The sequence below is a fragment of the Sphingobacterium alimentarium genome (genome assembly GCF_004342685.1).
Lineage (GTDB): Bacteria > Bacteroidota > Bacteroidia > Sphingobacteriales > Sphingobacteriaceae > Sphingobacterium > Sphingobacterium alimentarium.
This window is the reverse complement of the sequence record NZ_SMBZ01000006.1, coordinates 1-23699: the sequence shown is the minus strand read 5'-3', so window position 1 is coordinate 23699 and position 23699 is coordinate 1. Positions and strand designations below refer to the sequence as shown.

Here is a 23699-nt window from a genome sequence, read left to right as displayed (position 1 = left end):
CATGAAAAAGATACTTTATAACTTATCGTTTTTGATCCTACTATGTACAGGTTGTAGTAAGATGCTTGACATCGATTCTACGCGGGTGGTTTCTGAAGAAAATATGTGGGAAAAAATTGAGGATACCCGTGCCAAATTAATGGGCGTCTATGCGATGACTAAATCTGCTTTGGTAGATCACAATGCCTTCTGGCTATATGGAGAGGTACGAAGTGGCGAATATGCTATTCCATCGCGTATGGATTTGCGTGCTATTGCAGATAATGAACTAAATGCCAATGATCCGACACTGGAAGCTTTGCGCAATTGGCGACGCTGGTATGCCGCGGTCAACGAGGCCAACATCTTCTTGGAACGTGCACCAGAGGTGCTTGAAAAAGATCAACGATATACGCAGAACAATTTAAATGTTGACATTGCCCAAGCCCGCTTTCTTCGTGCTTTCGCTTACTTCAATTTGACACGAATCTGGGGTAACGTCCCTCTTATTACCCGCTCGGATGAAGGCAGCTTTACCACAAAAAAGCAAGAAGAAAAAGGAAAATTAATGGCATGGATAGAACAGGAACTTCAACAAGCGGCCTTAGATCTTCCGGTGCGTTACAGTGTAAATGAGCCAGAGCAACTCGGCAATTATTACAATGAAGCTACATCGCGATGGGATGGGACTTTGGCTACAAAAATTGCTGCTTATGCAATCCTAGCGCACCTGTCTGCTTGGCAGGAAAACTACCCCAATGTAGCGACCTATACAGCCTATGTCATGGACAATTACTCCAGAGCAAATATCAATTATGTAGCCACATCAAGTCTGGTGTCCCCGAGTGGATTCTTTTATGACAAACACAGTAGTCAGATGCTTGCTTTTCCTTCGATATGGGGACATGCAGAAGCCAACTTCACAGGACAAGTAGAAGAACTAACACTGGCCGCACCTATTGTCAATAAGAGTATTCCTGACATGTATTACACCAAAGAGACCATTTCTTCGGTTTTTAATGAGGCAAAAGATGAACGCTTTAGTATCGATACCCTAGGTAATCCTGTAAACGAAAATTACTTCCGCAATTTCAATGGTAGATACCCGATACTAAGCAAAATAAAATGCATACAAGGTGGTAACACAGACCCTTCGTTTCGTATTTTTTCTAGTGCGCTGGTATTTTCCAGGCTAGAGGATATGACACTCTTGCGCGCAGAGGCTCTAGCGGTTTTAGGAGATCGTAATGGATCAGTCGAGTTATTAAATAATATCCGTGAAAATAGAGGATTACCTATTTACGATGAGACTATAAATGGTGATCTGGTAGATGCTATTTTTCTGGAAAGACGTCGGGAATTGATGGGTGAAGGACATCGCTGGTATGACCTTGTCCGTTACCACAAAATTAAAAATAATGATCCAAAATTTGTACAGCTCATCAATGAAGGTGGCATATATTGGCCTATTGCCGAGTCCCTGATCCGACAAAATGGGCTATTAGAACAAAACAACTTTTGGCAATAAAATACATAAATAAGAAATATCATGAAAGCTCGAATACTATATCTTTTATGTTGCCTACTGGCCTTATCGTGTGCTAAGGATAATGGCTTCTATAAATATCAACTGAAAAAGGAGCAATTTAATGGAAACACCTATACCTATTTACAAAGTAAACCTGGTGTATATGATTCATTGCTGAAAGTTATCGATCGCATAGGACTGGAACAACTCTTGAGTAATGATGGGGTGACACTATTTGCACCGACGAATGAAAGCTTTAGATTGGCAATACAAAATCTGAACACGGTACGTAAAAAGGCAGATCAACCTAGGGAATATTTATCCGACGTGAACCTCCTCCATCTGGACACGATGCTATCCCAATATATTATCCGGGGTAAGATGAGTAGTGACTCTTTAAGTTCCAAGGACGGAAAGTCTCTAAGCGATTTTCGATATGGCTATCCCATGCACGGTAAACTCATCCAATCTTACTCTTCGGGCTACATTGATGGAGGACCTTCGGTTATTGAATTTAGCGACACTAAAAAAAGTTCATTTACGCGCAATTGGGTAACTACCAACACAGCATCAATAAATATTGAAACGAAAAATGGAATAGTACATGTACTATCGCCCGATCATGTCTTTGGCTTTGCAGACTTTGTGAAACGTCTCACCTTTATTCCGCCTCCCCCTAGCCTATTCGACCTTGTAGGAGGCACATTTACAGCTTCTACAGAACATAGCGGTGGTCCCAATGCGGTAGAGGCGTCCAAGTATGTCTTTGATGGCAATTCACAAACAAAATTTCTCGTAAGTTTTAGCAATTCATTATGGTTGCAGGTACAGTTAAACACTCCTTCGGTAGCCAATGCATATACATTGACCTCCGCAAATGATGCAATAGAAAGGGATCCGATCGATTGGCGACTAGAGGGTTCGCAGGATGGCAGTAGCTGGACGCTACTGGATTCCAGAACATCTGAAGAATTTGTCGACAGGTTTATGCAACGGGTATTTAGGTTCAGAAATACCACGCCTTTTGCCTATTATCGTTTGACTATCACACGTATTAGATCGGGTTCGACATTCCAATTGGCAGACTGGTCAGTAAATTATGAAGAGTTATAACAGACAAATAAACTTAACAATAGCCTATATATGATAAGTTATAAAAAATACAATATTTTGGGGATTGCAGCAGGTTTGTGCATGTCTATAACCTCTTGCTCGGAAATGTACAATCTGCCGGAAGACAAAGATTTTATTAGTGAAAACCTTAATTATTCCGATAAAATACTGGAGACTAGATTAGGGAGAACAACGGTAATAAATCGGCTAAATGCGGATAACTCTACTTTGCCAATTAAATTTGAGATTATCAACCCACGCTTTGGCGATGGTAAGGCAGTTACAGATTTCTTACAGGTATTTCCAACCTATGAATGGATCGCAGAATATGATGGAAAGGAAACTTCGCTACAGGATATTGAAAGTAAACGCCGCTTAGTAGACAAACCCATCTTTGAAGTGGATTCAGGTGGTCGTTTTATTATGCATCCCTCAGCTACTGCAGAACGCATAACTCCACGTCCCGTAGACACCATTTTGAAAACGCAAGATATTCGGTTTTTTGACCTCAAGCTCACAAATTCGGGTGGGATACGCTATATAAAAGATTTTCAACTGATTCCTTGGCGAGAACTGCCGTATGAACCATCCTCTGACATCAATCCCTATACGGGAGGTGTGGCACCAGACCCCAACGCGCCTAATGACCCGCGAAAAAGGGCATATATCTTACCTAATATCTCCAATATAACGGGTGAGCGGACGAACGTTTTACTGGTTAATAACAACCTCAAAAAAGATGTCGTTGTGTATATCCGGCCATTTGAAGGAGGGAATGGCAATAAACTACGTTTTAAATTTCTGAATAAAGATAGTCTCGCCATCAATCCTGTGGAATTCAATGAAACCCGATGGGATCAATTAGTGCACGGCTTTAATAAAGAAATGACATCCCAATACGTACAATACGACGTCGCCTATCCCATCCCATTATCTTCGATACGGACAGATTATGCACAAGGCGACAGAGCCAATGTAGTATTTCAATATTCCCGTATAGGCTGGGGGGGAGTTAGGACAGTTTCCACATTTTCTTTAGCTTTTAAGATCTTCAGGAAAGGCGATTGGGAAATCGTATTTCATTTCAAAAATGACAATCCAAAATTTGACAACGACTAATAGGGCCTTTTTATGAAAAACAAGATATTATATAGCATACTTTTATTTTGTATGAGCCTCTGCCTCCAAGGAATGGCACAAACGACTGTACGCGGAAGGGTATTAGACGAAGACGGCAAGGCCCTGCGTAGTGTTACAGTCATCAATGTGAGTACAGCTCGCCAATTAGTAGCAACCGATGCCAATGGTGGTTTTTCGGTATCCGTTGCATCCGGCACTACACTCCTATTCAAGCTTGTGGGTTATAAAGAAAAGCGTGTGAGCTTAGCTGCTGGACAAACTTCCTTGACCGTCAATCTTGAACCTTCTAGTACAGAAGTGGATGAGGTCGTGGTAACACGTGGTTATGTAAAAAGACCAAAAGAAACCTCTACCGGAGCTTCCAATATCATCACTGCGGAGGACATCCGTGATATACCCGGTTCTTTGGAAACCCTATTACAAGGAAAGGCTCCTGGTCTGAATATACAGGTCAACACAGGTGCTCCTGGTTTCCGTGGCACGACCCAGATTCGTGGTCTCTCTACACTAAGCACTGTAGGTAGCGGAAATGAATCTATCCTGATGCCTACCTCTCCTTTATATGTAATCGACGGTGTACCTCTGGATGCCGACCGGGCCTCCGAAATGGGATTGCAGCAACAAGGACCGGGTGTGAGCCCACTGTCGATGATACCGCCAGAAGATATAGAAAGTATAGAGATTCTTAAAGATGCGCAGGCTACCTCATTATATGGTTCTCTAGCCGCCTACGGGGTAGTTATTATCAATACTAAACGAGGCAATTCAGAAGTACCGCGTATTAATTATGTTAACAATTCTTTTATGCGGACTCCACCAAAACTAAGAGAAACATTGGGTGGTAATTTAGAACGGAGACTCAAGCTAGAGCAGATCTTTGGTAATGCACTGACGCAAGCAGATATCGATCGAATTCAAACCACGCCTCATCTATCGGATAGTTTGAATGCCTATTTTAATAATTCAACAAACTGGCAGGATCTTTATTTTCAAACTACTTACAACCATAGTCACAACTTAAGTGTGGATGGAGGAAATAGTATACTATCTTACAAAGCCAACATTGGCTACTATAGCGAAACGGGTATTATCCGAAATACAGGTTTTGATCGCTACTCTACTAATCTGCGCATGGACTATAGTCCGGATAGCAAGCTACGGTTTACCGGACAGGTATTTGCACAACTCGGTAAGATAAACAAGGGTGACGGATCAGGGATCCTGCAAACAGGAGTTGCAGCAGGAGGCTTATCCTCGACCCTCTTACCTCCACCTTCCTTTTATTCGGTATCATCGGAGTACATTTCATCGATCAGTACCAACAACGAAAATGGCGTACGCCTTATCCGACCATATGTCGAAGGATCTTATCAGATCATAGACGGTCTACGCATTACCTCCGCATTGAGTTATGAATTTGTTTCGAGCACGGAAGACACTTTCTCGCCTGCAGCAGCTAACAACCAATTTTCCAAAGTCTATTCCTTTGCAGGAAGACAAACTCAGTTGTATAGCCGAAGTTCTTTGAATTATAGCAAAACTTTTAATGAATCACATAATATTTTCATCAACCTTTTCAATGAAGTTAGAAATGTAACCCGGCAGGATTTTCCGATACAGCAAGATCGCACCCCAAATGACAATTTTCAAGGACCTCTGGGCTATGATGGTTTTTTCTCTAGAGGTGGGGGACTATTGGATAATTTCAAAAATGAAAGAGCCCTATCCTTTGCCCTATCGACGTCCTACGATTACAAAAGAAAATACATCCTAGATCTATCCTACCGGATGGATGGTTCCTCTGGGAATGGGTTCGGAAATCTCTATACTAAAAACCCGGCGATTGGTTTACGTTGGAATGCGCATAATGAAGAGTGGATCAAAGATGCCGCTCCCTGGCTAAGCTTAGGCTCTATCCGTGGCAGCTGGGGAATTAATGTGATGCCAAACAGTACGCTGGAAAGGATCTACGGCCGCTATGACATCACGGGCAACTATAACCAGCAACAAGGCGTAGGTATCCGTTTTGGTCAGATCCCGAATCCGAATCTAAAACCGACGACCTCGATGCAATATAATTTTGGGCTAGATATCGCCTTATTTAATAATCGCATAGACTTTGTCTATGACACTTATTACAAGAAAGTAGACAACTTGCTCTTTGATCAGCGATTGAACAGCACGGTTGCATTTGATGTATTAGCATCCAATGATGCCGCAATCGCCAACTACGGCCATGAGTTAGCATTAAACATAAGACCACTACGCCCCGGAGGAGATTTTTCTTGGACATTTTCTATCAATGGAGCTCTCAACAAGGATATATTACTTAAACTACCCGCACATTACGGAGGACAATTTATAAAATGGAATGTAGATAATCTTAATGGACAGCATAATATATTCCGTGTAGGTACCGCAACTATGTCTAACTATCTTTTTATCAATGAAGGTGTGTATTCTAGAGATGAGGATGTGCCTATTGACCCCACTTCTGGATTGCGCTATCGTAATAGTGATGGAACATTTTTTCAAGCGGGAGATCCGATTTGGAAAGACATGAATGGTGACTACATCTTGGACAATAGAGATATGGTCCGCACCGGGAACAATCAGCCTTTGATAACAGGTGGTGTTCAAAACACATTTTCTTATAAGAATATACAGTTTAGCATTTATGCTTCCTACACAGCTAAGCGAACTATATTGAATAATGCACTTGCTGAACGTATGGGACTCATGGCCAACCCTTTTGGTCAAGGTAAGGACAATAAAGTAGTCGTGCCTCTAGATGGCTACAATATGTGGCTCCAGCCAGGAGATGTAGCGATGTACCCCTATGCTTATGCCTACACACGAAGTGGAACTATACGACCGTTTCGATACGATCAGACATTATGGGCCGAAAATGGGTCTTATTTTAAAATCAACAATATGATATTGGCGTACAATTTCAACCGGGGGCTATTGAGTAGATATGGGTTGGAACGTGTGCGGGTATATGCATCCTTGGACAATGTGGTGACCTTTTCGACGTACAGCGGCCCAAATCCGGAAAACGTAACTAGTATGGGACGTGATCTTTCCAACGGATACCCAATACCTAGAACATATAATATAGGTTTAAATCTTTCATTTTAATAGGCCATGAAAAGAAAAAAATATATGATATCGGCAAAGATCTTTCAACGCATTCTCTTAATGGCGACTATTTTTGTAAGTGCGGGCTGCCAAAAGTACCTGACTGTAGATCCTGTAGATCGTTTGACGGGAAACAACTTCTACTTGAATAAAGATGACGTAGAGGCCAATATGGCATTTATGTATTCTAAGTTTTTTGATAAAATAAGAGAAAGTTGGGTAATGGGAGCGATTGGGGAGGCACGATCGGGGGAAATCAAGGCAACAACCAATCAGGGAGATGCCCGAACACGGCCATTAGATCCTGCCGAGCGCTTCGTTGTAGAAGTACTCGGTGACAATGATTTACTTACTGCTATATTCTCTCCGACTTATGTAGATTACGAATTAAGTAAAATAACGAACTGGAAAGGCTATTACCAGGTTATCCAAAGTGCAAATATATTGCTATCCAAATTGGATGAAGGCATCCCTGGAGTAGATGGTGCGGATAAAGAACGCTACATAGCTGAAGCAAAATTTATCCGGGCTTTCACCTATTTTTGGATGGTACGTCTATATGGTGATGTGGTGTATTATACAGAACCCTACTTCTCGCAATCGATAGGTCGCGAAAATATGGTGTCCGTCCTAAACAAATGCATAGCCGATCTGACTCCCCACAAAGACCAGATGCCTTGGACACATAGTGATCCTTCAGAACGCGGCGCACGTGCCGGACGAGGAGCAATTATAGCGCTACTGATGCATATGCACGCTTGGAATGCATCCTTCGATCGTGCCAACAGCCAAAGTCATTATACAGTTGTAGCGGCACTAGGTAAAGAACTAATAGACAGTAAGGCACACCGATTATATGATCTGACCCCGCAAAATTGGGCAGAAGTATCAAAAGGTAGAACCGCAGAATCCCTGTTCGAATTCTACCGCAGCATCAACTACGGGGATAACAACTGGTTTAGCGAGACCTGGGACGATTTTGATCCTAGAAATCATTACCAATTCTGGAGTCACTTTTTAAGATGGCCGTATTTATTTCCAAGACATGACAAATCGATAAGCGCTGCTTATTATGTTTCCGAATACATGAACGCTATCTATCCCGATGGTGAAGCTGACCTACGGCGGGACATGTGGTTTGATGATATCGCATCAGATAATGGACAGTTTGCGCTGAAAAAATTTGCCTACAATGTATATACCTCGGGCAATGAGCAAGGCTATCCGGACAATTCCATAATTATTTTTAGGTACTCCGATGCTATTTTGCTACAAGCAGAAGCGTTGGCAGAACTAGGCCGTGATAATGAAGCTATCGCAGCTGTCAATCTGGTCCGCAAAAGAGCAGATGCATCCTTATATGTGGGTGCAGGGGGCAGTGATCTGAAGGATTTTATCTATACCGAACGATGTAGGGAACTCTTTGGTGAGGGACATCGCTATTTTGACTTAATCCGTACGCGTCGAATTCTAAATTCTCAATGGACCATGGCTCCGATGAACTTGGATCAGTATACCCGCGGTGCATGGACTTGGCCCCTAGATCAAAGTGCTAGGGAGTACAACCCACATATCGTTTTAAATGAATATTGGACAACAACAGGAAGATAATATTGAAAGTTATGAAGAAATCATTAATAAAACAGAGCGCACTACTCTTCCTCAGCACAGTATTATTCTTTGCTTGTAAGAAAGACGAATATTATACCGATGGTGGACGTGCAGAAGCTGCTTTTGAAGGTTCGATTATGGATTATCTTGATGCTAAACCTAGAGAATTTGACTCCATTGCCCAGATCATCCGTCTAGCTGGTATGGAAGATAAGTTTAAGGAGGAAACATTTACATTTTTCGCCCCTAGGGATGAAAATATTAAAAAGCTGATTGGATCATTCACAGCGGGAGGATTGAATCAAGAACTGTATTACCTCGGCTTGGACACGATAAAAGTGCTCGCTGATGTGGACCCTGAAATCTGGAAATTTTACCTGCACAGACATATTTTTAATGGGAAAAACAAATTGGCTGATTATCCGCAAATAGATTTCAATCTGATGAATGTCTATGGCGGACAAAATTACCAATCTCAAGGAGATGCAGTATGCAATATAGGAGTTGTATTCAATGATGCCGTAAGTTCGGACGGCAAATCAGTCCTCCGCTATATGGGCTACCGCAAACTGCATATTTCCTTCATCAGCGATTTATCCAATCCTGATAATATGAAGAGGGTACCTGTGGCATCATCTGATATACAGCCTCACAATGGAGTGGTTCACGTATTGGACTACCTAGAGGGAGGATTGGGGTATATCGATTCGCACATCAAGTCGGATATTATCCAAAGTAAAAGAAATTAGTATGGAAGCCTCTCAATATTCACACATGTGGCATTTAATTAACATTCTTTATATATGAAAAATGCAGTTATAAAATATATAGTAGTGGTACTCTTCCTATCCATTTTGATAGGTTGCAGAAAAGAAACTACTTTTTTCTCGGAACCTTATGGAGAAGGTAAAGAAACGCTGGGTATTGTTTTTAACCGCTCAATTGTACCTTCACCTGCAACTGGTAGCGTGGGAACAATCGTTTCCCTGAAAGTATCAGGACTATCCGAATATCGGGACAAAGCGATTATCAAATTTAGTGGACAAGAAGCAGAGATCGTAAGTCTCAATGGGGATGATCTTCAAGTGAAAGTACCTCCATACGCAAGCAGTGGCATCATGTCCATCACAGTAGATGATATTATCATCTTTGGTCCTGAGTTTGAAGTTAATGGGAGAATAAAAATTGACCCGACCTGGGAAGCAAAGCAAGGAACTAACAATGTCGTTAATGACCGACTGGTCCTTCCTGATGGAAAAGTTATATATATTGGCAATTTTACAGATTATAACCGAAGGGGTTTGGTCAGACCAATCAACCGCCTAGCACGAACTTTTTCTAATGGCAATTATGATGTGAGCTGGCGGACAGGCCTAGGGGCAAATGGTTCGCTCAATGCCATCATCCAGATAGCAGACCGATATTACATCGGAGGATCCTTCTCGGGCTACGACTTGAAACGGGAGAATATCTCCAACTTGACCAGTTTGCACTTGACAGGCGGTTTAGATTCAATAGGTATAAGACCATACAGGAGGCCTGACCAATCGGACACAACGAAGTATGTTCCTAAATTTAATGGGGGCTTTAATGCCGCTGTGGCCCGTCTCTATCCGCAGGGTGACAAACTTATAGCAACAGGTAATTTTAGATATTATGTAAGCCGGAGATATGATAAACCAAACGCTAGAGAAACACGGGACACTACTATTTTGGACAGTATCGAGATAAGACATATAGCACGCCTAAATCTCGATGGATCATTGGATAAAAGCTTCCGCTTCAATGGCAATACTCCTTTTACGGGTGCCAACGGCAATATAGGAACCGTGTCACATGAGTCTGGCCCCCATCAAGGTAAGTTTTTGGTTTTCGGGCAATTCACACGTTTTGATAATAAAACTACAGGTTACATAACGCGTCTGAATCCGGACGGTACCATCGACGAGACCTTTAATCCAGGAGGAACAGGTGCGGATTACAACATCACGAATGTTACTTACAATCCCACGACGAATAAGTATATGCTTGTCGGATTATTCTCGAATTACAATGGCAAGTCTGCACGCTATATGGCTTTGTTAAATGCTGATGGCACATTGGATGAAAGCTTTCAATCGAAAACCTTTATAGGAGCTGCTCCAAACTACGCTAAACAATTAAATGACGGACTCATTATTGTATCGGGAAATTTCTTAAGCTATGATGGAATTACACGAAATCGCTTTATGGTACTTAGCCCAACCGGAAATTTGGCGGCTCCAGATTTGAACGCCACCGGGCAGTTTAACGGGTTTATCCAACAAGCTTTTGAAACCACATCTGAGGATGGTAAACGTGCTGTATTGCTGATAGGTCAGTTTAGTAAATTTGATAACAAGGATGTCTCTAATATAATTAGGGTGATTATAGAATAAATAAAGGATTATGAAAACGGAAAAGCTACAACGAAATATAAAACTGCTGGTATTGACTTTACTGACTATAAGTTTGTTTGGTCGATGTCAGGAAGATTTTAGCAAAACTATTCCCCTACCTGGAGAGGATGAAGAAATAGATGTGGTGTATGGGGAGCGTAAAGTATTATTGTTGATTGTGGATGGCGCGCGCGGACAATCCGTAAGAGATGCAAAAACTCCTACACTCACTCGCCTGCTGCCCAAGGCAATACATACATGGGTTGGTCTAAGCGAAGAAAATGCGCAGGGCATTGCCGCAAACTGGACGGATATCTTTACCGGGGTGAACTATGTAAAGCATGGTGTGGTAGATAATAATTTTGCAACTAATAAATTGGATATTTATCCCTCTATTTTCAGTCGGATTACCGAGTTCAACCCAAATGCCAAAATAGAAATCATCAGTCCCAATTCAGAGTTTATAGCAAACTATGGAACCGACGCAGAAGCTAAATTGGCAACAAATGACAACGACGTTAAAAACAAGGTAATCGCCACTTTAGCTACAACAGACCTTTCAATGGTCACGGCTCACTTTGAAGATGTACTGCAAGCGGGTGAAAATAGCGGTTTTGACCTTTCTTTCCCCCAATATAGGGAAGCAATCAACAGTTTCGACAGCACGGTAGATGAAATATTAAAAGCTTTGGAAAAAAGGGAACAGTATGCCCGTGAAGATTGGCTAGTCATCATCACTTCAAGTCAAGGAGGTCATTTTGAAATCCCTCCCACCGAAAATGACAACACTATATTCAGTAATCCAACTTTAAATACATTCAGTATCTTTTATTCGCCTAAATACAGCAGTAAATTTATTGGTAAGCCTTATATAGGCAATAAACTGTCTGGGGAGTTTATGCGTTTTAATGATGTTAAATATGCAGAACTGCCTACCGAAAATGAATTATTCAACCTAGGAAATGCTGATTTTACTATTGAGTTAAAGATTAAGAAAAATAGAGGGTCGAACAACAACTATAGATTCAGTCACCCTTCTATTATTGGTAAGCGTCAGACCTGGCAAGGCGGTTGGGATAGGGAACTTATGTATGGGTGGGTCATCCACCTTTCGGATAATTTTTGGGTATTCAATGCTCGAGGTGATAAAGGGTATGGCGAAGTAAAAGCTGATCAAAACCAACGCTTGAATGACGCCACTTGGAATACCATTACGATAGTCGGATTACATAGAGAGGATAAGCGCTGGGTAAGGTTGTACACTAATGGTCAGTTCAATCGGGAAGCAGATATCACAGGATGGGGCAACCTGGATTCGGAATGGCCCCTACGCATAGGATTTTTGCCTACCCGCGAAAGCTGGCGCTCGGATGCATACTTGGCGGATGTAAAAATATGGAAAACAGCTATGCCAGATGATATGGTTAGACAGTTCAGCTGTGATCTTGGGGTAGATCCTAACCATCCTTACTATGATAACCTAGCCGGATTTTGGCCAATTATAGGGAGCAATACGGGAGGTAAAATTATGGATGATGGACCGTTTGGAGCGCATCTTAATCTTGGTAATGCCAACTATCCTACCACCGTTCTTAATGATTTTATCTGTGCTCCTTCGACCACACAATTGGGCCAACTGGTGCCACGTACATACGATATCTCAGCACAGATAATAAGTTGGTTAAAAGTACCACGTCAATTGAATTGGCAGTTGGACGGACGGGTATGGTTGGATAAATAATTAATAGATCATGAAGCGATTTAAAATAATCACATGGGTAGCAATGGTTTCGGTATCCTTCGGTATCGTAGCTTGTCAAGATACAGATCTTGAAGACTTTGATTTGCAAAAATCTCAAGGGGTGAGGGTGACTGCGAGCAACACAATAGGAAATATTATCAAAACTAATGAATCACTCACTATCCCTGTTCATCTCAAATTGAGTGGAGGTGCTGGAAAAGCTTTTGAGGTCGGACTTCAAGTTAACCAAGATACTGTTCTCAAGCAGATACAAGAAGGCAAATTAAGGGACATAGTAGCAATTGCATCGAGTGCGGTAATGATCGACAATGTTGCCAAAGTGACCTATGGATCTGATGCTGCTCAGTTTAACCTAACGGTTACAAGGACTGAGGTCGAAAAATATTTTGGCAAAAAGATCGCAATAGGTTATACCATAGCAAATGTTGGAAAGGGCAATACAATAGATGCAGCGCAGAATACGGGTATTATTGTATTAAACACTGCGGATCTGCTTACCCTAGCGGATATCCATTACATATCCTTACAAACGGGAGGAGCTCTTATTGAGGCTAAAGACCGACAAAATTACACGAGTAGCTCAGGGGGGATATCGATTCCCATGCTGGTAAACTTAGCAAGTTTTCCTGGATCTGCTTTTTCTGTGGATGCGGTGGCAGATGCAGCTATTATACCATCCTTGATTCAGGACAAAACACTACCTGAGAATACCGTAGCTTTGAAAAATGGCGAATTTACGCTTACTTCCAAAGCAAACTTTCCAAGTAATGCCAGCGAAGCTAGACTGTCCCTGGATATACCTTGGACAGTAATCAACAATAATCTGGGTAAACAGCTGGCTATAGTGGTACGTCTCCAAAATCCAACTTTGCATATTCTTAATGCAGAAAAAAGTTTTACCATTATCCTGGTCGACTGTGATAATATCTTGGAAGAAGATGTAACACATCTAGGGGTATTTACAGTAAATCGGGACAACAATAGTGGTGCAAATAGTAATGAAGGATCGCTAAAACTTGTAGATAATAATCTTGACAGTAAATTCTTGCAATCAGACTATATCGGTGATTTGGAATGTACACTGGTATTTGCTCAACCACAGAAGATAGGCGCTTACACGCTGACATCAGCAAATGACGCGGATTCAAGGGATCCAAAGGATTGGGTTTTGCAGGGTTCAAATGATGGGATAGTATGGACAACCATAGATAGCCGTAGCGGAGAGATGTTTAGTGCAAGAAAATTGACACGTAGGTTCAATGTCCAATTTCCAACCTCTTATCTGCGCTATAGACTGAATATTACCGCTATAAAAGGAGGTACAAACTTATTCCAGCTCGCAGAGTGGCGGATGATAAAAGTACGCTAGTCTACAACTTTAAAATATAACGATTATGACTATAAAACATTGGTGTATAGCACTCTCCCTTATAATAGGGATCTCTTCTTGCTCGAAAAAGGAGGAAACAATCACTGACAACGAGGGTTTGTTGCCAAAACCTACTGCTGCTTTTACTACACAAATAGTTGATCCGAAAGACCCTTTTACGATTAAATTTATAAATAGCTCTACCAATGCGGTACAAAGTAGGTGGTCTTTTGATGACGATAGCACTTCCTCGGAATCCTCTCCTACACATACTTTTCTCAATACAGGCGTTTACAATGTCAAGTTGATATCCCTGAATAAAGAAGGATATTGGGCGCAGCGAGAGGAAACGGTAAGCATATTGCCTACCTCTTTGGTCGAACTTATTGCCACTCGATCTGCAACAAATCTACATATGTCGTATAATACGAGTATGGCAGTATCTAAAACGAATTGGTTTATTAAGCGAGGAAATTCAAATTATCAAAAGCATGCCGAGACGGCTAGTATGCTTCTTGATATCAACCCCGGGGAATTTGTCAATGCTTACGTGGAATTGATCACACCAAAGGGGTCGAAAACCAGACTCGATATGCTATTGATGGCATCTGGTGTAGTAAAGGATTTGACTACCTTTGAAAATGAGTTTTCGGTATCGCACGAAAATAACGGTGGAAAGGAAAACAGTGAAGGTTCGCTAAAACTTATCGACAATAATATTAACAGTAAATTTCTTAATTCCAATCTTGATCAGATCGGTTATACTTTTCATTGGCAATTTGAGTACTTTCAACCTCAGGTTATCAATGCGTATACCATGACGACAGGGAATGACGCGCCAGGTCGGGATCCGAAAAACTGGGATATGCTAGCCTCGAATGATGGTGTAACTTGGGTAACTCTGGATAGCAAAGACGATTTTATATTCCCTACCACAGGAGGACCTAACAATAATGGACGCACGGTAACTCACACGTTTACTTATAACAATACAACGCCCTACAGCTTCTATCGGCTGCGGGTAAGGGCCGTAGGATCCGGTACGCTATTTCAGATGGCTGAGTTCCGTATGTTGCAATTACCTTATTAGATCTCTATTTAAATCAAAAGGGCGCATCAGCGCCCTTTTGATTTACTATTTTTTCCCTTTTAGGTATTTTTCTAAGAATTGATCTTGCTCCCACAATAGGTGGAAAATGTTTTCTTGGGCTGCATAGCCATGGGATTCGCGTGGAAGAATAACCATACGAACGGGTGCTCCTAAATTTTTCAATGCTTGAAAATAACGCTCCGTTTGCAAAGTGAATGTTCCTGGGTTGTTATCGGCAGCACCGTGCACCAATAACATAGGTGTCTTCATTTTGTCAGCACTCATAAATGGTGACATCTTGATATATAACTGCGGATCATCCCAGAAGTTACGTTGCTCGGATTGGAAACCAAATGGTGTTAATGTACGGTTGTACGCACCAGAACGTGCAATCCCCGCGGCAAATAAGTTTGAATTGGACAACAAGTGTGCAGTCATAAAAGCACCATAGGAGTGTCCACCAACAGCTACTTTTGTGCGGTCAATATAACCCAAAGCATCAACAGCATTAATTGCTGCCTCTGCGTTTGCCACAAGTTGAGGAATGAATGTATCATTAGGCTCTGCCTTACCTTCACCAACGATAGGGAAAGCCGCATTATCCAATACGGCATAACCTTTGGATACCCAGTAAATAAACGATCCATAGCTTGGGAAAGTAAATTCTTTCGGGTTAGCTGTGCTTTGTCCTGCAGTTGCTTTATCCTTATACTCACGTGGGTAAGCCCAAATTAATAACGGAAGTTTTTCTTTTTTGTTGAAATCATATCCCGCTGGTAAATAAAGGGTACCAGACAATTCAACGCCATCATTACGTTTGTAATTCAGCACCTCTTTGTGGACAGTTTCTAAACTTTTGAATGGATTTTCAATCGCTGTAACAGCCTTTATTTTACCCGACTTGATGTTTTTCGCATAATAGTTAGGGTAATCTTTCGGGGACTGCAAAGAAATCAAGATATCACCTTTGGTAATATCCACGACCTCTGCAATACGCTCTTGCTTGTCCGAAGCTGGCGCAGTATAGATACGTTTTTTCTTTAGTGTTTTGAGATCTAACTCATCAATGAATGGAAACTCCCCTTCTTTGGTATGACCAGCTCCTACCCAATATGTTTTGTCTTTATTAACAAACATGGTATACGTTCCCAATTGATTTCTCTCGCGATGCACGCTGCCTGGGTGTGAGTAGATATCTTGGCTATTGCGGTCGATCAATAATTTGGTAGCTCCAGTAGAAGGATTCAACACAAATGTTTTCGAATTACGCGTATCATACCAGCTCGAGGACACCAATGCATACGTGTCATTACCCCAGATAATACCCGCAAAACGGTCTTTCACTTTTGTCAACGATTTTGGCTGCTGGTCAAAAGGAAAATCCCAAGTGAACACCTCATCTCTATATTCAACTTGTTTGTTGGCATCACCGCCATCCAATGCTTGTACAAAAAACAAGGTATTTGCTTTATCCGATCTCCATGTCAACATGCGTTTCCCTGGACGCGTTGAGGAGAATCCTTTAGGCATGATCTCCATCAATGGTGTTTCATTGACTTTTTTGATCAATTTACCATCTATATCGTATACATTTGTTTCTTGCGGAAAAGAATTGTAAGGTACTACATATGAAAATGGCTTTTTCAGTTTAGATACCAGCACATATTTTCCATCAGGGGAAACGTTAGTTTGTGTGTACATATCCGCAGGCAAGAATTGTTTTTGCTGTCCAGCTATATCAATCCAATACAATTCAGCCGTAGCTAATGCTACAAAATCCTGTTCGTCTTGAGGATTTTTCAACAAATCTTGGTATGTTCTCAATTGCGAAACTTTACCTCCGCTCGTCGACACCACAGGACCAGATGGAATATCCTTACTGTGATCGGTCAAAGCAGCGCGATTAGCAGGCGATTTACTGATCAACAGACCTGTGGAACTGCGTAACCATTGATAAGGATTCGTGATGACAGCATTCAAATCGTAGTCTGTCATTTGTTTGGCTTGCTTGTTAGCCACATCTACTAGCCACAAGGAAACACCAGAATCATTAGTATGTGTAAAAGCGATATACTTGCTATCCATCGAAAATGAAACGTTGGATATCAGGGCATTGGCAGGTAACCCGGCGATGTTGTACTCGCTGCCATCATGAGCAGCACGAAGACGCAAATTATGAAAATAATTCTCTGTACTGGAGATTCGTGTTTTGGCATTGATACGTAGACCCGCCAAACGAATTTCTTCTTGGCCTAATTCTTCCAAAGTCTTATACGTAGGACGGTAGCTTAATAGTACCCAAGCTTTGTCCGGGCTTAAACTTACCGCAGGGGGACGTTGGTAGTCAGCTAAAGCTAAAATTTCTGCTGAAGGCTTTTGAAAGGTGACATTCTCTTGAGCCTGCACCGTGACACCCGTCAACAACAATAGGAATAAAGATATTTTTTTCATAAAATGAGATAATATTTGTGCTATAAAAATAGTAAATACTACCTGTATATTGGCCAAAGGAGCGCGTAAAACTCTTGTTATATATAGGCTTAAAATTTAAGAAAAGTGAAATGATTTTACTAATAAAACTATTTTTTTTACATTCAAATTTTAAACGTGATTGACTGCAAAAATTAGTCTACAAAATCAAATTTTAAAGTTATCCACAACTACCAACAATTGATTTACAGTGCTTTACAAACAAAACCACCCAACAAAGGCACTTTTAAAAACTTGAATGTGTATAATGTGGAAAAGTATAACTACCGCCCCGAAATAAAATATAAGATATTTGTTAGAGGATCGCAGTCAATCTTCTGCGCTCGCAGCGTTATTTACAAATATCAGCAAATTTTTATCCAAAAAAGCACTTTTTGGAAAAGGGTTTGCTATCAAAACTTAATAAACAACATGGCAAGAATCATTAAATTCGAAAAAAACGATTGTGCTCCATGCGCACAAGTATCTGCATATTTAGATAATAAAGGTATTTCGTATGAGACGATCAATCCGTTTGATGAACCGGAATTGGCTGTTAAGTTTAAAGTGAGAACAGTGCCTACGGTAATCGTATTGGATGGTGAGGAAATCAAACACCGTATCATTGGTTTCAAGCCAGAAGAATTAGAAGTCGCAGTAACCCAATAATATTTATCATAATAACTACCTATTTATGATACTATATTACGACACAAAAACAGGAAACGTACAGCGCTTTATTGACAAGGTTGTACAGATTACTGGATGGACAGCAATTCGCATTCAAAAGGATATGCAGATTCAGGAGGAAGGCCATTTGGTGACTTTCACGACAAACTTTGGTCAAATACCGGCGATTACAGAGGATTTTGCAAGTAGAAACTGTGCAAAGTTATTTTCTGTGACCTCTAGCGGTAACCGCAATTGGGGTAGAAATTTTGGCGTAGCTGGAGATAAGGTCGCTGCATTATTCGAAATCCCTTTGGCATTTAAATTTGAGCTGTCCGGGACAATGGAAGATATTAATCAATTTATAGACATAATTAAGAATCAATACTATGATAGCAAACGAGGTAGCAAAAAACTGGATATTGCTTAATAACGAAATCATGATCAAACATGATGACGAGTACAGCTTACACAAAGACAAGGAAGCTGTGCGCGCCTATTTCTTAGAGTATGTAAACAAGAATACGGTATTCTTTTACACACTGAAAGAAAAAATTGATTATTTGATTGAGCACGATTATTACATCAATTTCTACCAGTGGTTTACATTTGAAGATATGGAACAAGTGTACAATTTTGTGTACGCCAAGAAGTTCCGTTTTCAGTCGTTCATGGCGGCATTCAAATTCTTCCAAAGCTATGCGCTTCGTGATGATTCTGGAGAAAAATTTTTAGAGCGCTATGAAGATCGCGTTGTAGCGGTATCATTGTTTTTAGCACGTGAGGAAGGTGTACAAAAAGCTATTGAGTATGCCGAAATCATGATTAATCAAGAATATCAGCCTGCTACCCCGACATTCTTGAATGCTGGTAAAAAACGCTCCGGTGAGCTGGTTTCTTGTTTCTTGGACGAAATCGGCGACAACTTGAATGGTATTGGCTATGCAGTTGATTCAGCGATGAAACTATCATCTATCGGCGGTGGTGTATCATTTAATATTTCAAAAATCCGTGCACGCGGTGAAGCTATCAAAGGTGTAGACGGTCGCGCAGGAGGTGTACTTCCGATTATGAAAATCATGGAAGATACGTTCTCGTATGCCAACCAATTAGGTCAACGTCCTGGTGCTGGCGCCGTATATTTAAACATTTTCCACTCAGACATCGAAGAATTCTTAGACTGTAAGAAAATCAACGTCGATGAGAAGGTACGTATCAAATCATTGTCAATCGGTATCATCGTTCCGGATAAATTCATGGAATTAGCCGAGAAAGATGAGCCCTGCTACTTGATCTATCCACATACTGTCGTGCAAGAGTATGGTCAGTATTTAGATGAAATGGATATGGATCAATGGTATGATGCATTGATTACAAACCCGAACGTCAAGAAAAAGAAAATCAATGCACGTCACTTGTTAGTGAAAATTGCACAGACACAAAAAGAGTCTGGATATCCATATATCTTCTTTAAAGAGAATACAAACCGTGCACATGCCTTGAATGGTATCGGCCGTGTGAAATTCTCCAATCTTTGTACAGAGATTATGCAAGTATCTGAAGTATCAGATATCGAAATCTATGGCAAAGAAGACACCATCCGTTACGGTATCTCTTGTAATCTAGGTTCACTGAATATTGCCACGGTAATGGACAACAATCGTATCAAAGAATCTGTGAAAACAGCTATGCGTGCACTGACTGTAGTGACAGACGTAACAGATATTGCAATGGTTCCTTCGATTGCAAAAGCCAATAGAGAATTACACTCTGTAGGTCTTGGTGCGATGAACTTACATGGTTATCTAGCGAAGAGTTTTATCATGTACGAATCGCGTGAAGCCTTAGACTTTGCCAATACATTCTTCATGATGATGAACTTCTATTCGTTGGAAGCATCCATGGAAATCGCTAAAGAACGCGGTCGCACATTCGTAGGTTTCGAAAAATCAGATTACGCTTCTGGTGCTTACTTTGACAAATACACCCAGAGAGATTACATACCACAAACGGATAAAGTCAAAGAACTATTTGAAGGCGTGCACATCCCGACTATCGAGGACTGGAATAATCTAAAAGCGCAAGTAAAAGAGCACGGTATCTACCATGCATACCGCTTGGCAATTGCGCCAAATCAATCTACATCATACATCATGAACGCTACGGCGTCTGTGATGCCGATTGTAGATATTATCGAAGTACGTGAATACGGAGATAGTACCACCTACTACCCTATGCCGTACTTGACAAATGATAACTATTTCTACTTCAAGTCTGCATACGACATGGATCAGATGAAAGTGTTGAAACTTATATCAGTTATTCAACGCCATATCGACCAAGGGGTATCAACGATCTTGCATACCAATTCCAAAGACAGTACACGTGACTTGGCCAAGTACTATATCTATGCACACAAATTGGGCTTAAAATCGTTGTACTACACACGTACGCGCAAGTCGTCAATCGATGAGTGTATCTCGTGCTCGGCATAACACATCATGAATTAGGAACTTTAAAATATTAACCAAATAAAAGACGACGCTGAATAAATAAACTTATTCAGCGTCGTCATCAAAAGATATTTAAAACAACAATGAGTAAGCAATATACGGCAGTAAATTGGAATACACCAGACAATGATTATGCCTTAATGTTCTGGGAACAAAACATCAAACAATTCTGGATTGACACAGAGTATATCCCATCTAAAGATATCGACAGCTGGAAAGGGCTGAGCTGGGACATGAAAGAGTGTTACAAAAAAGCATTAGGCGGCTTGACTTTATTAGATACGCTACAAAGTCATACCGGTATGCCTAAAATCATTGATCACATCACCTCTTTACAAAATAAAGCTGTATTGTCTTACATGTGTATGATGGAAGCCATCCACGCCAAATCATATTCTACGATTTTCTCTACGGTATCGACGACAAATGAAATCAATGATGTATTCGGTTGGGTGTCGCAAAATAAATTTTTGCAATTCAAAGCGGCTACTATTGATCAATATTATCGCGCTATTGACAAAGAAAACCCAACAGACGAAGAATTATTTATGGCATTGGGCGCATCTGTATTGTTAGAATCGTTCTTATTCTACTCTGGTTTCTTCTTGCCATTGTGGTTATGTGGACAAGGTCAGATGGTCGCTTCTGCAGATATCATTAAAAAGATTGTGGCTGATGAATCCATTCACGGTGTATTTGTAGGGCTGATCGCTCAAGAAGTGTTTGCTAAATTGCCTAACAAAGAAGAGGTGAAAGGCAAATTCTTAAAACTTCTAAATGATCTTTACGAAAACGAAGTGAAGTACACCGAAGAACTCTATACGGTGGTAGGATTGACAGCTGAGGTGAAAGAGTACGTTCGTTACAATGGAAACAAAGCGTTGATGAATTTAGGTTTCGAGCCTATTTTTGAAGTAAAACAAGTAAACCCTATCGTATTGAACGGTCTTAATACGGAGACTACACAGCACGACTTCTTTTCCAAAAAATCAACGAACTACGAGAAATCGACGGAAATTGTGCATTTAATGCACGAAGACTTCGAATTAGATGCTTCCGTAGATATTTAAGAAATATAATTTATAAAGTGATTGTAAATCCCTTTCCAGAGTTTCTGTAAAGGGATTTTTATTTTTCAAGGCTTAATCGTTGTTTTCGCGGATGAATAAGTTTTTTGTTAGCTACCTAAAATTTCCTACATTTAGATTAATTATAAAACATAGACATACCGAATAATTTATGAAAAGACTGGCTGTAGCTACATTAAGTCTATTGCTTTTTGTTACCATGAGTTGTGACAAAAACGACAATCCAACTCCAGAACCTACCAATAAGTGGGACACCTCTCCAGAAGCATACTTGAAGGACACAACTTTGTATTGGACAAAAGTGCTCTCGCTTTGGCAAGACAACATCATACCTGCAAATATTAATGATGTGATGGATTCAGTGAAAGTAAGAAACATCACCAAAGATTTTCAAACGGCAGAAGCCCTACTGGAACACCTAATAGGTATGACTCCTAAAGATCCGGCAACAAACCAACCGTATGATCGCTTTAGCTTCCTAGATAGAGAGAGTGTGGTCAGTGAGGAGATTCAAAATGCACGATCCACAAGTTATGGTATGTACGTAATTTACTTACAAACTGCAGAATCTGTAAAAGACAATAACAATGCGGATTTGTATATCCGTATGGTTGACCAAAATTCCAGTGCTTATCAGGCAGGATTACGCCGTGGAGATCGCATTCTTAGCATAAATGGGAATACAAAATATGATTACAATACCCAACGTGCACAAGGTTTCAAAGGTATCAATGATGCCTTGAACACTGAGAGCATGACCGTAAAATGGCGTAAACCGAATGGTCAGGAAGTAGAAAAAAAGATTACGCAAGCACAATATAGTGTAAATCCTATTCTAAATTCTTGGGTAGCCGAGCTTGATGGACAGAAAGTAGGTTACTTTGCTTTTAGTTCGTTTATTAGCATCATCAGTAACCAAGGGCAGCCCACGAATTTATTCAACTCATTAGAAACCCTATTCACCAATTACGAAAATCAAGGTGTGAAACATCTGATTGTCGACTTGCGCTACAACGGTGGTGGTGCCACGCTTACAGCTGAATATCTAGCCAATAGAATAGCTCCTGCTATAGCAAATGGCAAAAGAATGTATTATTACAAACTGAACCCAGTGGTACAGCGTGAGCTTGGTGATGAGTTCCCGCCTACAGATTTCAACAAAAGAGGGAATTTAGAGTTGACTAAAGTGTATTTTCTAGTAACAAGCTCCACAGCTTCAGCGAGTGAATTATTGATAAACTCTTTAAAACCGTATATGGATGTACAGGTCATAGGTTCTGAAAATACCTACGGCAAACCTGTTGGATTCTGGGGTATTCCAATCGGCAAAAAGCCTGCTAAAGCAGATATTTATGTGACCTCATTCCAAATGTTTAACTCTGCCAATTTTGGTGACTACTTTAATGGTTTGACACCAAATAAATTGACACGAGAAGATTTCTTAAGAGATTTTGGTGATCCTCAAGAAGGATTCATAGCAGAGGCCTTATACCACATCAAGAATGGTGCGTATTCATCGGGCACCCGCTCAGCAATCGCATCAAAAGATCTACAACGCGTTAATAGTACGCACCAAGTAAAAGCTATCAATACACGAATCAGCGATATGGGTATGTTTAAATTTGGTACGGAGAATATCAAGTTAAAATAAGAACATACAGAGATGAAAAAAGGCGACATAAAATTTAGGTCGCCTTTTGCTCCTGACTTGTCCCCTTGTAGAACTAAGAAAATATATTCAATTGATAATCAGTATTTTATTTAATAAAAAATCGTAATTTGTCGCACTAAGGGTGTTCTATGTTGCGAA

General features: G+C 40.7%; 16 protein-coding genes. 15 read left to right on the top strand and 1 reads right to left on the bottom strand.

The annotated features are described in order from the left end of the window. The first annotated feature begins 1 nt into the window (after position 1). From EDC17_RS03725 to EDC17_RS03680, 10 genes are all read left to right on the top strand, one after another. Complete coding sequence (locus tag EDC17_RS03725) at positions 2–1507, top strand: RagB/SusD family nutrient uptake outer membrane protein (RefSeq protein ID WP_132776809.1); 1506 nt, start codon at positions 2–4, stop codon at positions 1505–1507. Positions 1508–1528: 21 nt separating this feature from the next. Beyond that, on the top strand, positions 1529–2620 hold the full coding sequence (locus EDC17_RS03720) for a discoidin domain-containing protein (protein WP_132776808.1): 1092 nt from the start codon (positions 1529–1531) through the stop codon (positions 2618–2620). Positions 2621–2650: 30 nt separating this feature from the next. After that, entirely contained in the window at positions 2651–3739 is a 1089-nt protein-coding gene (locus EDC17_RS03715; protein ID WP_132776807.1) for a DUF5007 domain-containing protein, read from the top strand. 72 nt (positions 3740–3811) lie between these two features. Then, on the top strand, positions 3812–6901 hold the full coding sequence (locus EDC17_RS03710; protein ID WP_243646028.1) for a SusC/RagA family TonB-linked outer membrane protein: 3090 nt from the start codon (positions 3812–3814) through the stop codon (positions 6899–6901). 6 nt (positions 6902–6907) lie between these two features. Then, on the top strand, positions 6908–8512 hold the full coding sequence (locus EDC17_RS03705) for a RagB/SusD family nutrient uptake outer membrane protein (protein WP_243646009.1): 1605 nt from the start codon (positions 6908–6910) through the stop codon (positions 8510–8512). A gap of 11 nt (positions 8513–8523) precedes the next feature. Next, the gene (locus EDC17_RS03700; RefSeq protein WP_132776805.1) at positions 8524–9261 is read left to right on the top strand and encodes a fasciclin domain-containing protein; all 738 of its coding nucleotides are present in this window, start codon (positions 8524–8526) and stop codon (positions 9259–9261) included. Between the two features lie 54 nt (positions 9262–9315). After that, entirely contained in the window at positions 9316–10929 is a 1614-nt protein-coding gene (locus EDC17_RS03695; RefSeq protein ID WP_132776804.1) for a DUF5008 domain-containing protein, read from the top strand. 10 nt (positions 10930–10939) lie between these two features. After that, the gene (locus EDC17_RS03690) at positions 10940–12670 is read left to right on the top strand and encodes a LamG-like jellyroll fold domain-containing protein (protein WP_132776803.1); all 1731 of its coding nucleotides are present in this window, start codon (positions 10940–10942) and stop codon (positions 12668–12670) included. Between the two features lie 10 nt (positions 12671–12680). Next, on the top strand, positions 12681–14060 hold the full coding sequence (locus EDC17_RS03685) for a discoidin domain-containing protein (protein WP_132776802.1): 1380 nt from the start codon (positions 12681–12683) through the stop codon (positions 14058–14060). A 25-nt stretch (positions 14061–14085) separates the two neighbouring features. Beyond that, positions 14086–15150, top strand: coding sequence for a discoidin domain-containing protein (locus tag EDC17_RS03680; protein WP_132776801.1), 1065 nt, complete (start codon positions 14086–14088; stop codon positions 15148–15150). A 45-nt stretch (positions 15151–15195) separates the two neighbouring features. Here EDC17_RS03680 and EDC17_RS03675 read toward each other — a convergent pair whose 3' ends face one another. Further along, positions 15196–17601, bottom strand: a complete 2406-nt coding sequence (locus EDC17_RS03675) for a prolyl oligopeptidase family serine peptidase (RefSeq protein ID WP_132776800.1) — start codon at positions 17599–17601, stop codon at positions 15196–15198. 450 nt (positions 17602–18051) lie between these two features. On the opposite strand from EDC17_RS03675, the gene EDC17_RS03670 reads away from it, so the two are divergent. The 5 genes from EDC17_RS03670 (at position 18052) to EDC17_RS03650 (ending at position 23540) form a co-directional block, all read left to right on the top strand. Continuing rightward, positions 18052–18288, top strand: a complete 237-nt coding sequence (locus tag EDC17_RS03670; RefSeq protein ID WP_132776799.1) for a glutaredoxin family protein — start codon at positions 18052–18054, stop codon at positions 18286–18288. Between the two features lie 25 nt (positions 18289–18313). Continuing rightward, positions 18314–18718: a class Ib ribonucleoside-diphosphate reductase assembly flavoprotein NrdI gene (gene nrdI / locus EDC17_RS03665; RefSeq protein WP_132776798.1), complete on the top strand. Its 405-nt coding sequence runs from the start codon at positions 18314–18316 to the stop codon at positions 18716–18718. Then, entirely contained in the window at positions 18678–20783 is a 2106-nt protein-coding gene (gene nrdE, locus EDC17_RS03660; RefSeq protein WP_132776797.1) for a class 1b ribonucleoside-diphosphate reductase subunit alpha, read from the top strand. Before nrdI ends, nrdE begins: the two co-directional genes overlap by 41 nt. A gap of 101 nt (positions 20784–20884) precedes the next feature. Continuing rightward, complete coding sequence (gene nrdF, locus EDC17_RS03655) at positions 20885–21871, top strand: class 1b ribonucleoside-diphosphate reductase subunit beta (protein WP_132776796.1); 987 nt, start codon at positions 20885–20887, stop codon at positions 21869–21871. A 169-nt stretch (positions 21872–22040) separates the two neighbouring features. Beyond that, positions 22041–23540: a S41 family peptidase gene (locus EDC17_RS03650; RefSeq protein WP_132776795.1), complete on the top strand. Its 1500-nt coding sequence runs from the start codon at positions 22041–22043 to the stop codon at positions 23538–23540. The last annotated feature ends 159 nt before the right edge of the window (positions 23541–23699 follow it).

What these genes read in the sequence shown, in the direction of transcription:
- EDC17_RS03680 (WP_132776801.1), top strand. Translation starts at nt 14,086, where the DNA reads ATGACTATAAAACATTGGTGTATAGCACTCTCCCTTATAATAGGGATC.
- EDC17_RS03690 (WP_132776803.1), top strand. Translation starts at nt 10,940, where the DNA reads ATGAAAACGGAAAAGCTACAACGAAATATAAAACTGCTGGTATTGACT.
- EDC17_RS03725 (WP_132776809.1), top strand. Translation starts at nt 2, where the DNA reads ATGAAAAAGATACTTTATAACTTATCGTTTTTGATCCTACTATGTACA.
- EDC17_RS03715 (WP_132776807.1), top strand. Translation starts at nt 2,651, where the DNA reads ATGATAAGTTATAAAAAATACAATATTTTGGGGATTGCAGCAGGTTTG.
- EDC17_RS03675 (WP_132776800.1), bottom strand. Translation starts at nt 17,601, where the DNA reads ATGAAAAAAATATCTTTATTCCTATTGTTGTTGACGGGTGTCACGGTG.
- nrdI (WP_132776798.1), top strand. Translation starts at nt 18,314, where the DNA reads ATGATACTATATTACGACACAAAAACAGGAAACGTACAGCGCTTTATT.
- EDC17_RS03720 (WP_132776808.1), top strand. Translation starts at nt 1,529, where the DNA reads ATGAAAGCTCGAATACTATATCTTTTATGTTGCCTACTGGCCTTATCG.
- EDC17_RS03700 (WP_132776805.1), top strand. Translation starts at nt 8,524, where the DNA reads ATGAAGAAATCATTAATAAAACAGAGCGCACTACTCTTCCTCAGCACA.
- EDC17_RS03670 (WP_132776799.1), top strand. Translation starts at nt 18,052, where the DNA reads ATGGCAAGAATCATTAAATTCGAAAAAAACGATTGTGCTCCATGCGCA.
- nrdF (WP_132776796.1), top strand. Translation starts at nt 20,885, where the DNA reads ATGAGTAAGCAATATACGGCAGTAAATTGGAATACACCAGACAATGAT.
- EDC17_RS03685 (WP_132776802.1), top strand. Translation starts at nt 12,681, where the DNA reads ATGAAGCGATTTAAAATAATCACATGGGTAGCAATGGTTTCGGTATCC.
- EDC17_RS03695 (WP_132776804.1), top strand. Translation starts at nt 9,316, where the DNA reads ATGAAAAATGCAGTTATAAAATATATAGTAGTGGTACTCTTCCTATCC.
- EDC17_RS03650 (WP_132776795.1), top strand. Translation starts at nt 22,041, where the DNA reads ATGAAAAGACTGGCTGTAGCTACATTAAGTCTATTGCTTTTTGTTACC.
- nrdE (WP_132776797.1), top strand. Translation starts at nt 18,678, where the DNA reads ATGATAGCAAACGAGGTAGCAAAAAACTGGATATTGCTTAATAACGAA.
- EDC17_RS03710 (WP_243646028.1), top strand. Translation starts at nt 3,812, where the DNA reads ATGGCACAAACGACTGTACGCGGAAGGGTATTAGACGAAGACGGCAAG.
- EDC17_RS03705 (WP_243646009.1), top strand. Translation starts at nt 6,908, where the DNA reads ATGAAAAGAAAAAAATATATGATATCGGCAAAGATCTTTCAACGCATT.